This window comes from Mesorhizobium sp. B1-1-1 (genome assembly GCF_006442955.1).
Taxonomy (GTDB): domain Bacteria; phylum Pseudomonadota; class Alphaproteobacteria; order Rhizobiales; family Rhizobiaceae; genus Mesorhizobium.
In genome coordinates this window covers 349,423-362,998 of record NZ_VFWW01000002.1, presented here as the reverse complement: position 1 = coordinate 362,998, position 13,576 = coordinate 349,423, and the positions used below count along the sequence as shown (strand labels likewise).

Annotated in this window: 15 protein-coding genes; 14 read left to right on the top strand and 1 reads right to left on the bottom strand. The window is 60.3% G+C overall.

The window, feature by feature from the left end:
• The first annotated feature begins 189 nt into the window (after positions 1-189).
• The 6 genes from FJ986_RS04750 to FJ986_RS04725 all read left to right on the top strand — a co-directional run bounded on the left by FJ986_RS04750 (position 190) and on the right by FJ986_RS04725 (position 4,937).
• A complete protein-coding gene (locus FJ986_RS04750; protein ID WP_140498232.1) occupies positions 190-399 on the top strand; it encodes a hypothetical protein in 210 nt (69 codons plus the stop codon).
• 31 nt (positions 400-430) lie between these two features.
• Positions 431-1,417, top strand: a complete 987-nt coding sequence (locus tag FJ986_RS04745; RefSeq protein ID WP_140498234.1) for an ABC transporter substrate-binding protein — start codon at positions 431-433, stop codon at positions 1,415-1,417.
• A gap of 77 nt (positions 1,418-1,494) precedes the next feature.
• Positions 1,495-2,241 (top strand): ABC transporter permease, encoded by a 747-nt coding sequence (locus FJ986_RS04740; RefSeq protein WP_224519073.1) that lies wholly within the window; start codon positions 1,495-1,497, stop codon positions 2,239-2,241.
• Positions 2,210-2,950 (top strand): ATP-binding cassette domain-containing protein, encoded by a 741-nt coding sequence (locus FJ986_RS04735; RefSeq protein ID WP_140498534.1) that lies wholly within the window; start codon positions 2,210-2,212, stop codon positions 2,948-2,950. The genes FJ986_RS04740 and FJ986_RS04735 overlap by 32 nt, the downstream gene beginning before the upstream one ends.
• A gap of 34 nt (positions 2,951-2,984) precedes the next feature.
• Positions 2,985-3,956, top strand: a complete 972-nt coding sequence (locus FJ986_RS04730; protein WP_140623864.1) for a quinoprotein relay system zinc metallohydrolase 2 — start codon at positions 2,985-2,987, stop codon at positions 3,954-3,956.
• Between the two features lie 117 nt (positions 3,957-4,073).
• Entirely contained in the window at positions 4,074-4,937 is an 864-nt protein-coding gene (locus tag FJ986_RS04725) for a quinoprotein dehydrogenase-associated SoxYZ-like carrier (protein ID WP_140515257.1), read from the top strand.
• 52 nt (positions 4,938-4,989) lie between these two features.
• Here FJ986_RS04725 and FJ986_RS04720 read toward each other — a convergent pair whose 3' ends face one another.
• Positions 4,990-5,343, bottom strand: a complete 354-nt coding sequence (locus FJ986_RS04720) for a hypothetical protein (RefSeq protein WP_140498241.1) — start codon at positions 5,341-5,343, stop codon at positions 4,990-4,992.
• 686 nt (positions 5,344-6,029) lie between these two features.
• On the opposite strand from FJ986_RS04720, the gene FJ986_RS04715 reads away from it, so the two are divergent.
• From FJ986_RS04715 to pqqE, 8 genes are all read left to right on the top strand, one after another.
• Positions 6,030-7,931 carry a methanol/ethanol family PQQ-dependent dehydrogenase gene (locus FJ986_RS04715; RefSeq protein WP_140498243.1) on the top strand — a complete coding sequence of 634 codons (1,902 nt, stop codon included), beginning with the start codon at positions 6,030-6,032 and terminating at the stop codon, positions 7,929-7,931.
• Positions 7,932-8,107: 176 nt separating this feature from the next.
• Positions 8,108-8,632, top strand: coding sequence for a c-type cytochrome, methanol metabolism-related (locus FJ986_RS04710; RefSeq protein ID WP_140515133.1), 525 nt, complete (start codon positions 8,108-8,110; stop codon positions 8,630-8,632).
• On the top strand, positions 8,604-9,497 hold the full coding sequence (locus FJ986_RS04705; protein ID WP_140673533.1) for a quinoprotein dehydrogenase-associated putative ABC transporter substrate-binding protein: 894 nt from the start codon (positions 8,604-8,606) through the stop codon (positions 9,495-9,497). The genes FJ986_RS04710 and FJ986_RS04705 overlap by 29 nt, the downstream gene beginning before the upstream one ends.
• Positions 9,494-10,054, top strand: coding sequence for a PQQ-dependent catabolism-associated CXXCW motif protein (locus FJ986_RS04700; protein WP_140673531.1), 561 nt, complete (start codon positions 9,494-9,496; stop codon positions 10,052-10,054). The genes FJ986_RS04705 and FJ986_RS04700 overlap by 4 nt, the downstream gene beginning before the upstream one ends.
• Before the next feature lie 413 nt (positions 10,055-10,467).
• A complete protein-coding gene (pqqB, locus tag FJ986_RS04690; protein ID WP_140673529.1) occupies positions 10,468-11,406 on the top strand; it encodes a pyrroloquinoline quinone biosynthesis protein PqqB in 939 nt (312 codons plus the stop codon).
• Positions 11,403-12,161, top strand: a complete 759-nt coding sequence (gene pqqC / locus FJ986_RS04685; protein ID WP_140673527.1) for a pyrroloquinoline-quinone synthase PqqC — start codon at positions 11,403-11,405, stop codon at positions 12,159-12,161. The genes pqqB and pqqC overlap by 4 nt, the downstream gene beginning before the upstream one ends.
• Positions 12,161-12,451, top strand: a complete 291-nt coding sequence (pqqD, locus tag FJ986_RS04680) for a pyrroloquinoline quinone biosynthesis peptide chaperone PqqD (RefSeq protein WP_224680292.1) — start codon at positions 12,161-12,163, stop codon at positions 12,449-12,451. The genes pqqC and pqqD overlap by 1 nt, the downstream gene beginning before the upstream one ends.
• Positions 12,448-13,569: a pyrroloquinoline quinone biosynthesis protein PqqE gene (gene pqqE / locus FJ986_RS04675; protein WP_140498258.1), complete on the top strand. Its 1,122-nt coding sequence runs from the start codon at positions 12,448-12,450 to the stop codon at positions 13,567-13,569. The genes pqqD and pqqE overlap by 4 nt, the downstream gene beginning before the upstream one ends.
• Positions 13,570-13,576: the final 7 nt, after the last annotated feature.

Sequence of the window (13,576 nt, the reverse complement as noted above, 5' to 3'; positions counted from 1 at the left end):
GGTATAGAGGCTTGGGTACCCAGGGTACCGGTATTCGTCTTTGTTGACGGCTATCGGGCGAATGCGTAGCTTCAAGACATCCGGTTTCTCCACTGGCACCTCGGGAATCCGGCAACTGGCGATTTTGTCCAGGCTCCTCATTGGGCCGGACCAGTCGAGACAGGCGTCCCGGAGCGCAAGAGGTGCTAAATGGATATGGTCGATCTCATATTAACGGTGTGCCTCAGCACCAATCCGGGCAATTGCCGAGACGAACACCTCTATTTCGAGAGCCGCGGCTCTCTGCTCCAATGCATGTTCCTTGCACCCAGCGAGATCGCGAAATGGTCTCAGGAACACCCGGCCCTCAAGGTCATGCGCTGGAAATGCGCCTTTCCGAGCAAGGAACGAGCGATCTGATTGACGTCCTGGAGCCCAGGGAGGAGGTGTCATGATGATTTCACGGCGCAACACGCTGCGTCTAGCGGTTCTCGGCACGGTCGCTGCTCTTGCCGCAAGGCCTGTCTTTGCAGCAGCCAGGATTCGCGTTGGTGTCCTGAAGTTTGGAACCGTGAGTTGGGAACTCGACACGTTGAGGCAACACAAATTCGATGTGGCGAACGGGATCGATCTGGAGATCATCGATTTCGCCGGGGAGGACGCGACCAACGTCGCCTTGCTGGCCGGTGCGATCGACATGATCGTCTCCGACTGGTTGTGGGTCTCGCGCCAACGGTCGGAAGGCGGCGACCTCACATTAGCCCCCTATTCGACCGCTGTGGGGGCGATCATGGTGAAGGAGGGGTCGCCGATCCGGACGGTCGCCGACCTCAAGCACAGGAAGATCGGCGTCGCCGGCGGCCCGCTCGACAAGAGCTGGCTCCTGATACAGGCTCTGACCAGACGCGACTACGGGGTCGACCTGTTGGCAACCAGCGACATCATCTTTGGCGCGCCACCGCTGATTTCGGAAAAGGCCATGCAGGGCGAACTCGATGCGGTGCTGAATTTCTGGCATTTTTGCGCCCGTCTCGAGGCCAACGGCTTTCGTCGATTGATGGGCGTGAACGATGCGGCGCGTGCGCTCGGCGCCTTGGGACCTGTGTCGGCACTCGGTTACGTCTTCCACGACCAATGGGCGAACGAGAACCCGGAGGCCGCCAGGGGCTTCGTCAGGGCCTCCGCGCAAGCCAAGGACCTGCTGGCCAGATCCGACGAGGAGTGGCTGCGCCTGGCGCCGATCATTCGCGCGGAAGGCAAAGAACTGGAAAAACTGCGCGACCGCTACCGCCAAGGCATCCCCAGGCGGGCGGTCGCCGAGGAAGCGGCCGACGCCGGCAAGCTCTATCACGTGCTGGCGGCGATCGGTGGCGCGAAGCTGGTCGGCAGCGCGCCCGAGATGGCGCCCGGCACATTCTGGCAGGACCGCACGGAATGACCGCACCGGAAACCAGCAACGGCACGCGAGGTGCCCCGACGAGCATGTCCGGGCGATCCAGCTTGGCGACAACGCCGATGCCCGCGCTGACCGTGGCGGTTTCCTTGCTCGGGCTTTGCCTGCTGTGGAGCCTTGCGGCGAGTGTCTGGCGGAGCCGTGCCCTCCCGGGGCCGGGACAGGTCTGGCAGGTGCTCCTCAGGGAGGCTGCGAGCGGCGACCTCTTCTATCATCTCGGCGCGACCCTCGGCCGGGTCGCCGCGGCATATATCGTCGCGATGATCATAGGATCGGTCATCGGCGTTTTGCTCGGCAGCTATCGTCGCGCCGACCGCTTTTTCAACCCATGGGTAATTCTGTTCCTCAACATCCCGGCGCTGGTGGTCATCGTCCTCGGCTACATCTGGTTCGGCCTCAACGAGGCGGCGGCGATCGGCGCGGTGGCGGTGAACAAAATCCCGAATGTCGTGGTGACGATGCGTGAGGGCGCCAGGGCGCTTGATCCGAGCTACGCCGAAATGGCCACTGTCTATCGCTTCGGTCCTCTCGATCGCATCCGCCACATCCTGCTGCCGCAATTGCAACCCTATCTTGCCGCCGCGTCACGATCCGGCATCGCCCTCATCTGGAAGATCGTCCTGGTCGTCGAACTGCTCGGCCGGTCGAACGGCGTCGGCTTCCAGATCCATCTCTATTTCCAGCTCTTCGACGTCGCCGCCATTCTTGCCTACACACTGGCTTTCGTGGCGGTGATGCTCGTCATCGAACTTCTTCTGGTGCAACCCGTTGAACGACATGCAACCCGTTGGCGCCGTCGTCCCGCTTAGGGTCGATATCGCTGAAAAGACTTTCAGGTCCGCGCAAGGCGTCTCGATCACGGCGCTTCAGGACCTTTCCTTCGAGGTCCGGCAAGGCGAATTCGCCTGCTTGCTGGGACCGTCGGGCTGCGGCAAAACCACGACGCTGCGTATCCTGCTTGGGTTGGACAAGGATTTTTCCGGATCCTTCCAGTTGCCGCAAGGAGGCTCCAACCGCATTGCGGCCGTGTTCCAGGAGCCGATCTTGCTGCCGTGGCGAACGGTGGAGCAGAATGTCAGGCTGGCCTTGCCGAAAAGCTTGAGAACGAAGAACCTCGACGGTCTGTTTGAAACTCTCGGCCTCGCCGGCATGCGCTCGCTCTATCCTGCGGAACTGTCGCTCGGCCTTGCGCGCAGGGCAGCACTTGCCAGGGCCTTCGCTACCGAGCCGGCGATGCTTGTCCTGGACGAACCGTTTGTCTCGCTCGACCACCAGACCGCCGAGCGGCTTCGTCACCTGCTTCTGTCGGTGTGGTCGGCACGGCCTACGACCGCCTTAATGATAACGCACGATCTGCGCGAGGCGCTGATGCTGTCGGATCGCATCATCGTGCTCGCGCCGCGACCAGCACATGTGCTGGGCGTGTTCGACGTGCGGTTGCCTCGGCAACATCGCAATTCACAGGTGATGAGCGACCTTCTGCGGTCGTTCCGGCAAAGGTTCCCGGGCGTCACCTGAACGCCCTGATGGCGAATGCATATCGGAGGACCCCATGTCGATTGATCGGCTACGACGCAGGGTTGTGAGTGGGTTTGCCTGCACCGCCGTCAGTGCTGCCTTGCTGCCGTGCTGCCTCGGACGAGCCGCCTTGGCCGCGGCCGGCGGCCTGCGGTTCTCGGTCCGCCAAATCGCCGACGGCGTCTTCGCCTTCCAGGGCGTGGATGAATTGATGACTACAACCAACGACGGTGCGATCTGCAATCTGGGGGTCGTCGTCGGCACCGATGCAGTTGCCGTCGTCGACAGTGGCGGCAGCCTGACCGAGGCGCACGCCTTGCTCGCCGCGATCGGAAAGATAACCGCAAAACCGGTTCGCTTCCTGATCAACACCCACATGCATCCCGATCACATTTTCGGCAATGCGGCATTCCGGGAGATCGGCGCGACCATTGTTGGCCATCGCAATTTGCCGCGTGCCCTCGAGGCGCGTGGTGCGTTCTATCTGCACAATTATCGCGAACAGGTCGGCGAAGCGCTTATGAACGGAGTCGAGATCGTTTCGCCGGCGATGCTGGTCGATGATCGCCTGGAACTCGATCTCGGGGGGCGCATGCTCGAACTGCGGGCATGGAAGGCTGCGCACACCGACAACGACCTGACCGTCTTCGACCCCGAGACCAGCACGCTCTTTGCCGGCGATCTCGTGTTCATGGGCTCCTTGCCGACGCTCGACGGATCGCTGCTTGGCTGGCTCCGCCAGATGGATGCGCTCGCCGCGATCAGCGCCGCGCGCGTCGTTCCGGGTCATGGTCCGGTGCCGGCCGACTGGCCGCAGGCGCTGGCAGGAGAACGGCGCTATTTCGAGATTCTGGCGCGCGATATCCGCAAGGCGATCGCCGACGGGACGCCGCTCCGAGAGGCCGTCAAAACCGCCGCCGGAAGCGAACGGGGCAAATGGCACCTGTTCGACGACTACAATGAGCGCAACGCAACGGCTGCTTTTGCTGAACTCGAATGGGAATAGACCACACCGACATGCGCCAGAGATCATGAAGTGGGGCGATTTGCCAACGCGTCGTCAAAGGCATATTCTAAACGCCAGCCTGGGCACCACCTCTGTTGCATTGGTGGAGGCATCGAAATGCAAAATCACGCTTACGCGAGCAGGCAGTTCGCCTTGTCGCTTGCACCATTCTTGGCCGCAATCATCTTGACCATCGGTACGCTGTTCGGCGTCTCCTCAGCCGCCAACGCACAGCAAACAACGGCTTCTTCGGAGAAGATCTGGGAAGACTTGAAAGGCGACGTGTTCGGCGACCGAGCTATTCTGGTCGATACCGGTGTGGTCAGGATCGAAGCGCCAAAGCGGGCGCAAGATGCCGCCATCGTGCCTGTCGACATCTATGTCGACCCAGCCAAGGCGCCGGACGGCATCAAATCCGTGACCTTGATCATCGACGCCAATCCTGCGCCGGTGGCGGCAACGTTCCAGATCGGCAAGGACGCCGGGGTGACACATCTGTCGACACGCGTGCGCGTCAACGATTATTCCTATTTGCGTGCCATAGCGGAGACTCAAGGCGGCCAACTCCACATGGCTCAGACCTTCGTCAAGGCGTCAGGCGGCTGCTCCGCCCCTGCGGTCAAGAACCAGGACGAGGCCATGGCGACGATGGGGCAGATGAAGTTGCGCCAGTTCCCACCCCAAGAGACGATGAGCAAGGCAGAGGAGTTGCAGTTGATGATCCGCCACCCGAACAATTCGGGCCTGCAGCGGGATCCACTGACCCAGTATTTCATTCCCGCGCATTTTGTTCAGAAGCTGTCGATCTCGCAGGCCGGCCGGCCGATCCTCTCGATGGAAGGTGGAATATCGATTTCGGAAGACCCCAATTTCCGATTCGATTTCACGGCGCACGGCAATGGTGAAATCCAGGTCGAAGCGATCGACACGGATGGCAAGGTATTCCGCAATCAGTGGCCGCTGGAGAAAACGGGGCTCTGAAGTCTCGAAATACGGTATGCCGCACTGCCACCGCGATGGGCACGCTTGATCTTTAGAAGCAACGCACGTCGGCTTCAGACTGCGCACGCTTCAGCTCTGTACGGGCTGCCTTCGCCGGTGCGCTTTCGCGAAACAGCCCCGCGTTTTCCCCCGTCGTCAAAGACATGCTCTTGAAGGTCTCAGCCGTCTCATAGTGGTCGTAGGGAAGGATCGAGGCGATGACGTCGATCGAGCAGGAACAGCTTTCCAGCGCCTGACGCGTCTGGCCGTTCGTTCGCATGCAGCCGAGCACGTAGTCGACAACCGTTACCGTGGGATAATCTCCCGCAGCACCCGCCGGGTTTGCGATGGCCAGCGTCGCGGTGAAGAGCAGCGGCAAGGTCGAAAATCCAACATATCTGATCATGAGGAACCTCCGGTTGGTCCGGGTTCGATGCGCCCGGACGGGATCGGCGTGCCAGTTGGCAACGCGCCGTAAAGCCAGTCAAGCACCCATGAGTTCCGTATACGACCAAAGGAGGAAAGGGCTGTCCACGAGCGATAGCTGCGGATGACGACTTGATCACCGGCTCCGCGCCCAGGCTCCTACGACCGCTTCGCATCTCGCTCAATACCGGGCAACGGCGAGACTTTTTACATGCCATCCAAGATGGGCGCCGATAAACATTATCAAATAACCTTTTTGTATATTAAAATCAAAAGATCGACCGTAAGACTATCTTAATACCGTTCTCGGTCTCCACGGAGGCGTAAAACACTTCATATTAATCTTGTAGTTCTGTTCATTTCTGTATATTGCAGTGCATCATTTAGAATATTGCGGTGCAACAATGCACTAGGCCTTTTTTGCTTGCCTAGCCTTTTGGGATGACATAGCCTTTCCCTGTTTCCGGCTTCAAGGGCGTCACCGTCATTAGGGAGCGGCGACAGTCTTTCGTAGGCCAAAGTGAGGTGGGCAGTAACGGTGCCCTCTGCACATCTGGCTTAGGTCGTGACACGCTGCCGGAAATATTTCCCCCCCGTGAATCGCTTGGGCGAGCCCTTGTGGGCCTGACAGTCGATTCATCACTGTGAACCCCGGGAGGAATTCGGATGCGTGTACTTACGAAAGCTACGTATATTCTAACCACTGCGGCGTTTCTGTCGCTCGGCGCGGCCTATACGGCGTCGGCCAACGAGGATCTTGCAAAGCTCGCTTCGGATGCGAAGAACTGGGCGATGCAGACGGGTGACTACGCCAACACCCGCTATTCCAAACTCAACCAGATTACTGCGGATAATGTGAAGAACCTGCAGGTCAAATGGACCTTTTCCACCGGCGTGCTGCGCGGGCATGAGGGTGGACCGCTGATCATCGGCGATGTGATGTATGTCCATACGCCCTTCCCAAACAATGTCTTTGCGCTCGACCTCAAGAATGACGGGAAGATCCTCTGGAAATACGAGCCCAAGCAGGATCCGAATGTCATTCCGATCATGTGTTGCGATACGGTCAATCGCGGTGTTGCCTATGGTGACGGCAAGATCATTCTCAATCAGGCCGACACCACGGTCGTCGCCCTCGATGCAAAGACCGGCAAGGTCGTCTGGTCGGTCAAGAATGGCGACATGACCGACGGCGGCAAAGGCGAATCCGGCACGGCTGCCCCCGTCGTGGTCAAGGATAAGGTACTCATCGGCGTGTCCGGCGCCGAATTCGGCGTTCGCGGCTGGCTGGCCGCCTACAATCTGAAAGACGGCAAACTTGCCTGGAAAGCCTATTCGGAAGGTCCAGACGCCGACACCCTGATCGATCCCGAGAAAACCACCCAGCTGGGCAAGCCGGTAGGCAAGGATTCCGGCACCAACACCTGGGAAGGCGAGCAATGGAAGACAGGCGGTGGCACGACATGGGGATGGTATTCCTATGATCCCAAGCTGAACCTGGTCTACTACGGCACCGGCAATCCCTCGACATGGAACCCGGTCCAACGGCCTGGCGACAACCGCTGGTCAATGACGATCATGGCCCGCGATGCCGATACCGGTGTTGCCAAATGGCTCTACCAGATGACCCCGCATGACGAATGGGACTATGACGGCATCAACGAGATGATCCTCGTCGACGGCATGGAGGTCAATGGCGCCAAACACGACGTGCTGGTGCATTTCGATCGTAATGGTTTCGCCTACACCATGGATCGCGCCACCGGCGAGCTTCTCGTCGCCAAGAAATACGATCCAGCGGTGAACTGGGCGACGGAAGTCGTCATGGACCCAAAGAGCGAACAGTATGGTCGCCCGCAGGTCGTGGCGAAATATTCGACCCAGCAGAACGGCGAAGACACCAACTCGACGGGTATTTGCCCGGCGGCGCTTGGAACGAAGGACCAACAGCCGGCTGCCTATTCGCCGAAAACCGGCCTGTTCTATGTTCCGACCAACCATGTCTGCATGGACTATGAGCCGTACAAGGTAAGCTACACCGCCGGTCAGCCTTATGTTGGCGCCACAGTGTCGATGTACCCGGCACCTGGCGGCGACGGCAGCATGGGCAACTTCATTGCCTGGGATGCGGCCAAGGGCGAGATCGTCTGGTCGAAGCCTGAGAAGTTCTCCGTGTGGTCGGGCGCGTTGGCGACAGATGGCGACGTCGTCTTCTACGGCACGCTCGAAGGCTACATCAAGGCGGTCGATAAGGACGGCAAGGAACTTTACAAGTTCAAGACCCCGTCCGGCATCATCGGCAACATCACCACGTACGAGCATGACGGCAAGCAGTACATCGCCGTTCTGTCCGGCGTCGGTGGGTGGGCAGGTATCGGTCTGGCAGGCGGTCTGCTTTCGCCTGACAACGCTGCTGCCTGGCATGGCGCCGTCGATCAGGGCCGTGCGCAAGGCGATCAGTCCGCGGTCGTTGGTACCGCTGGTCTGGGTGCCGTCGGCGGCTACGCGGCACTTGCCGACTATACGACGCTGGGCGGTCAGCTCACCGTCTTCGGTCTCCCGGACTGACGGGCGGGGAACCTTAAGCACGCCTCAGGTCTTGTTGGACCGGAGGTTTGAAAAACGAGAGCCCGGATCATCCGAAACCATGGCCGGGCTCTCGATGCGGTTGCACCCCCGACACACCGATCAATGCCGGCCACGGCAGCAAAACCGTGTCCACGGCAAATGAAGGAAGCGTTTGAATGTCCGTTCGCATTGTAATTTCGGCTTTCGTCCTGGCTCTGCTGCCTCTGGCAAGCTCAGGCGTGGCGTGGGCCGAGGACAGCATGGAAAAAGCCAAGGCGGTGAAGCAAGAAGGCGGCAAGTATTTGGATGCGGATGGAAATCCGACCTACAAGATCGAGAACGGAACCGTCGACTGGTACACGTTCAGCGGCTACCGCCGGTATCACTCCGATTGCCATGTCTGTCACGGACAGGATGCGACAGGTTCGAGCTACGCGCCGGCCCTGGTCAACAGCTTGAAAACCATGGACTACGCCACGTTCCTCTCGATCGTCGCCGAGGGCCGCAAGAATGTCGGCGGCGGCAAGGAAAACGTCATGCCTGCCTTTGGCGACAACAAGAACGTCTATTGCTACCTGGACGATCTCTATGTCTACCTGCGCGCGCGCGCCGATGGTGCGGCGCCACGCGGCAGGCCGCCCAAGCACGAAGACAAGCCGCAGGCGGCGAAGGATGCCGAAGCATCCTGCATGGGCGGATGACATGAACGGCTGCGGTGCATTGAAGCTGCGCGTCGTTCTGCCGATTCTGGGCGCACTGGCCTTGTTGCCATCGAACGCGCAGGCGCAAGGCGCCGGCCTCGGCGCGGCGGGAGAACTGGTCGATCCCGACATTCTGCGCGTCTGCGCCGATCCTTCGAATATGCCCTTCACCGACAAGAGCGGCGAAGGCTTCGAAAACAAACTTGCCGAACTGGTAGCCGCGAAAACCGGACGGAAGTCCGTCGCCTATACCTGGTTTCCACTTGTCACCGGCTTCGTTCGCAACACGCTGGGAGCGAACCGATGCGACATCATCATGGGCTATGCCCAAGGCGATGAACTGGTGCAGAACACCAACGCCTATTATCGCTCCACATATGTGCTGGTCTACCCGAAGGGCAACGATATGGAGGGCGCCGAAACGATCGAGGATCCCAAACTCACGGGCAAGACGATCGGGGTTGTCGAGCGCACGCCGCCAACCGCCAACATGGCCGCCAACAAGCTTCTGCGGACCGCCAAGATCTATCCGCTTGCGGTGGATACGCGTGTCACCCCCTCCATGGGGGAGGTCATGATCAAGGACATGCTGGCCCACAAGATCGACGCGGCGGTCCTGTGGGGACCGATGGCAGGCTACTATGCCAAGCAACTTGGAGCCGATGTGGCGATTGTTCCGCTGGTAAAGGAAAAAACCGGCTCGCGCATGTCCTACCGCATCACCATGGGCGTACGTCCGTCCGACCAGGAATGGAAGCGGACGCTCAACCGGGTGATCAGGGAAAACCAGGCGGAGATCAACAGGCTCCTGCTGAGTTACAACGTGCCGCTGATCGATGAACACGACAATCCGATCACCCAATGAAGGGAAAGGAGGCTGTTTTTTTGCTGGTCGCTGCGAGCCTTATGGGTCTGGCCGAACCGACGCGGGCTGGCGAGATCGCCGAACCCAGGGGGTACCGGATGGACGACTATCGGGCGCCGGTGCCGCCGACGCTGCAAGGCGCCAGGGTGGTGACGACGGCGGAAGCTGAAGCGCTGTGGCGAGCGAAGAAAGCAGTCTTCTTCGACGTGATGCCGAACACGCCCAAGCCGACCAATTTGCCGGCAGGAACGATATGGAGAGACAAGGTTAGAAAGGACATTCCAGGCAGTACATGGCTGGCCAACGTGGGATACGGCGCTATTTCGCAAGAGACCACCAGCTATTTTCGCCAAGGCCTCGAAGCCAAGGCCGGCACGGACAGATCGCGAGCGATTCTGTTCTATTGCATGACGAATTGCTGGATGTCCTGGAATGCCGCCAAACGGGCGATCGAGTGGGGCTACAGTTCGGTAATCTGGTATCCACTCGGGGCCGATGGGTGGGAAGGTGCAAATCTTCCGCTGGAGGTGAAAAGACCATATGAAACGAACAATTGAAGGAAGGTTATGCAATTATTCCCGGTAGTTTTGCTTTTCGATTTCTCAAAACCTACTTTTTCGTTTGTCCATTTTGAGACGTGATGGACGAGCCATTGCTTCGGTGCCCTGCAATGGTTGGCTAACAACAGGGATCGGTCCCTTCGGACTGGTATAAGAGGAGAAATGTCATGAAGAAGAACTGGAAAAAACCGACCATGTGCCAGGTTGCTGCGGGCATGGAAATTTCTCGGTATCTGCCTGCCGAAATTACTCCCAAGAGGTAGGCCGCAGAGGTGCGTGTCCCTGGCAACAGGGGCACGCATCCCCGCAAGGGTTTTGGCGAAAGGTTTTGACGCGTGTAGGGCGCGCGCGGCACTTTTCAGGGCTGCAAATTGCCTGCTGGTCAGAGAAGCCGCGGGGCGGGCGTTTTCATGCATTTGAGGATCATCGGATCGGCGGCAGGCGGCGGCTTTCCGCAATGGAATTGTAATTATCGTCTCAGTCGTGCGGCCCGCTCCGGGATGGCTGGCGTGCATTCACGAACCCAATCAAGTGTCATCGCTTCGACGGATGGGGTCGGCTGGGTTCTTTTCAATGCCTCACCCGACATTCGCCAGCAGATCGCGGCAACGCCAGAGTTGCAACCTGCGCGCGACGCGCCGCTGCGTTCGACGCCTATCAGCGCGGTGGTGCTGACCAATGCCGATGTCGATCATATCGCCGGACTGCTCAGCCTGCGCGAGCGGCAGCCTTTCGCCATCTATGCAACGGCGCAGGTTCTGGCGACGCTGGAGGCGAATTCGATTTTCAACGTTCTCGATCCGGCGGTCGTGCCGCGGCGCATCCTGCCGACAGCGAAAGAATTGGTCATCTGCGATGCCGAAGGCCGCGAGACCGGCGTGATGATCGAGAGCTTTCCGGTGCCTGGAAAGATAGCACTCTATCTGGAGGACAAAGACCATCCGGATGCCAATTTCAGCTCCGACGCCGGTGACACGATTGGAGTCCGAATTGCGGGTATCGGCAGCCGCGATTCTGTCTTCTACATCCCAGGCTGCGCGCGCATCGATGCGACGCTGCGCGCGCGTCTTTGCGATGCAGCCTGTCTTCTGTTCGACGGCACTGTCTACACCGACGACGAGATGATCGTCGCCGGCGTCGGTCAGAAAACCGGCGCGCGCATGGGGCATCTGGCTATTTCGGGAGACGCGGGTTCGATCGCCAGCCTGGCCGATGTGAGGCTGGGCCGCCGCGTCTTCGTCCATATCAACAACACCAATCCGATCCTTGACGAGAATTCGGCCGAACACGCGGCGGTCAAGGCGGCAGGCTGGGAAGTCGCAGGCGACGGCATGGAGATGGAATTTTGAACGATTTCCGCGATGCGGCCAAAGGCGGCCTGTCCACGAGCGATCTCGAAGCCGTGCTGAGGCAGGTCGGCGCCGAGCGCTACCACAATCATCATCCCTTCCATCACAGGATGACCAGCGGCGCGCTGTCGAAGGCCGAGATGAAGGCCTGGGCGCTGAACCGTTATTGCTACCAGGCTGTCATCCCGCGCAAGGATGCCATGATCCTCGCACATGCCGAGGATCCGGCGTTTCGCGCCGCCTGGCGCAAACGTATCGAAGACCATGATGGCGAGGACGGCTGGAGCGGCGGTATCGCGCGCTGGCTGCATCTGGCAATCTCACTCGGTCTGGACGCCGAGGCCGTGAAGAGCGAAAGGCTGGCACTGCCGGCGACACGGTTCGCCGTGGGGGCCTATCTCTCCTTTTGCACCAACCGGACGCTGTTCGAGGCGGTCGCGTCGTCGCTGACCGAGATGTTCTCACCGCTCATCATCGGCGAGCGCGTACCGGCGATGCTGGCCAAATACGATTATATCACCGAGGATACGCTGGCCTATTTCAAGCAACGGCCCGAACAAGCCTCGCGCGACGCCGACTTCGCCCTCACCTACGTGCTCAGCCATGCCGATACGGCGGAACGCCAGCAGCAGGCAATAGATGCGCTGGTGTTCAAATGCGATATACTCTGGGCCATGCTTGATGCGCTTCAATACGCCTATGGCGAGCCGGGAAACATACCGCCCGGCGCCTTCCGCCCCGAGGCAGCCCCATGATGCTGCGCGAAAGAGCCTTGGTGTCGCTGCGATCGATACCCTTCCTGCCGAAGCACGTGCGCATACAGTACGATTCCGTGCGGCAGGCGTTCGCCGTGCTTTCACCGGAGAGAATATTCTGGCCGAACGATATCAGCCTCGACATATTGCGGCGCTGCGACGGACGGTCCACGGTCGGCGAAATCATCGCCGGCCTTGCCACGGATTATGAGGCCGAGGAGGAGGCCGTGGCGGCCGACGTCATCGCCTTCCTGCAAGAGTGGTCGGACAAGCTGCTGGTGAAGCTATGAACACGCCCCTCCTCCCTCCTATCGGCATGCTGGCGGAACTGACACATCGCTGCCCGCTGCAATGTCCTTATTGCTCCAACCCGCTCGAATTGCAGAAGGCCAATCGCGAACTCGACACACAGACCTGGCTCAGCCTGTTCTCGGAGGCCGCCGATCTCGGTGTTCTGCAGGTGCATCTGTCAGGCGGTGAGCCGACGCTGCGCCGCGACCTCGAGCAATTGATCGCCGGACTTTCAGCGCGCGGCGTCTATACAAATCTGATTACCGCGGGCGTCGGCATCGCCGAAGGCCGCATCGAAGCATTTGCCGAAGCCGGGCTCGACCATCTGCAATTGAGCTTTCAGGGCGCACGGCCTGAGACCACCGAACGCATCGGCAACCACAAAGGCAGCCACGACAAGAAGCTGGAGACGGCACGCCGCGCGCGAGCTGCCGGCTTGCCTCTCACCATCAACGCGCCGATCCATCGCCATAACATCGAGGAGGTACCGGAGTTCATCGATCTTGCCCTTTCGCTGGACGCGGAGAGGCTCGAGATCGCCAACGTCCAGTACGCTGGCTGGGCTTTGATCAATCGCGATCAGCTGATGCCCGAGCGTGCAGCAGTCGACCGGCAGGCGGAAATCGTTGCGGAAGCACGCGAGCGGCTGGCCGGCATTATCAACATCGATTTCGTGACACCGGATTATTTCGCCATCTACCCCAAACCGTGCATGGGTGGCTGGGCGCGTGACGCGTTCATGGTGGCGCCTGACGGCACCGTGCTGCCGTGCCATGCCGCGCAGACGATCCCGTCGCTCAGCTTCGAGCGTTTCAAACCACACACCCTCTCCTCGATCTGGGCCGATTCGCCGGCGTTCAATGCCTTCCGCGGCACGGACTGGATGCAGGAACCCTGTCGCGGCTGTGAACGACGCGAGATCGACTGGGGCGGTTGCCGCTGCCAGGCGATGGTGATCGCCGGCGATGCCGCCGCAACGGATCCGGCTTGCGCGAAGTCGCCGATCCACGCGCGCATGGCGATGCTGATCGACGAAGCCAAGCGTACCGCGACAGTTCCTTCGGAGGACGAACCATTCACCTACCGGCGTATCGGCGTCGTGACCGAGCCCGCCTGACAGGTTC

Bases quoted from the DNA above. Each gene is read 5' to 3' on its own strand.
- FJ986_RS04715 (WP_140498243.1), top strand. From the start codon at position 6,030: ATGCGTGTACTTACGAAAGCTACGTATATTCTAACCACTGCGGCGTTT.
- pqqD (WP_224680292.1), top strand. From the start codon at position 12,161: ATGCTGCGCGAAAGAGCCTTGGTGTCGCTGCGATCGATACCCTTCCTG.
- pqqB (WP_140673529.1), top strand. From the start codon at position 10,468: ATGCATTTGAGGATCATCGGATCGGCGGCAGGCGGCGGCTTTCCGCAA.
- FJ986_RS04740 (WP_224519073.1), top strand. From the start codon at position 1,495: ATGCCCGCGCTGACCGTGGCGGTTTCCTTGCTCGGGCTTTGCCTGCTG.
- FJ986_RS04745 (WP_140498234.1), top strand. From the start codon at position 431: ATGATGATTTCACGGCGCAACACGCTGCGTCTAGCGGTTCTCGGCACG.
- FJ986_RS04735 (WP_140498534.1), top strand. From the start codon at position 2,210: ATGCAACCCGTTGGCGCCGTCGTCCCGCTTAGGGTCGATATCGCTGAA.
- FJ986_RS04710 (WP_140515133.1), top strand. From the start codon at position 8,108: ATGTCCGTTCGCATTGTAATTTCGGCTTTCGTCCTGGCTCTGCTGCCT.
- FJ986_RS04705 (WP_140673533.1), top strand. From the start codon at position 8,604: ATGCCGAAGCATCCTGCATGGGCGGATGACATGAACGGCTGCGGTGCA.
- FJ986_RS04720 (WP_140498241.1), bottom strand. From the start codon at position 5,343: ATGATCAGATATGTTGGATTTTCGACCTTGCCGCTGCTCTTCACCGCG.
- FJ986_RS04725 (WP_140515257.1), top strand. From the start codon at position 4,074: ATGCAAAATCACGCTTACGCGAGCAGGCAGTTCGCCTTGTCGCTTGCA.
- pqqE (WP_140498258.1), top strand. From the start codon at position 12,448: ATGAACACGCCCCTCCTCCCTCCTATCGGCATGCTGGCGGAACTGACA.
- FJ986_RS04750 (WP_140498232.1), top strand. From the start codon at position 190: ATGGATATGGTCGATCTCATATTAACGGTGTGCCTCAGCACCAATCCG.
- FJ986_RS04700 (WP_140673531.1), top strand. From the start codon at position 9,494: ATGAAGGGAAAGGAGGCTGTTTTTTTGCTGGTCGCTGCGAGCCTTATG.
- FJ986_RS04730 (WP_140623864.1), top strand. From the start codon at position 2,985: ATGTCGATTGATCGGCTACGACGCAGGGTTGTGAGTGGGTTTGCCTGC.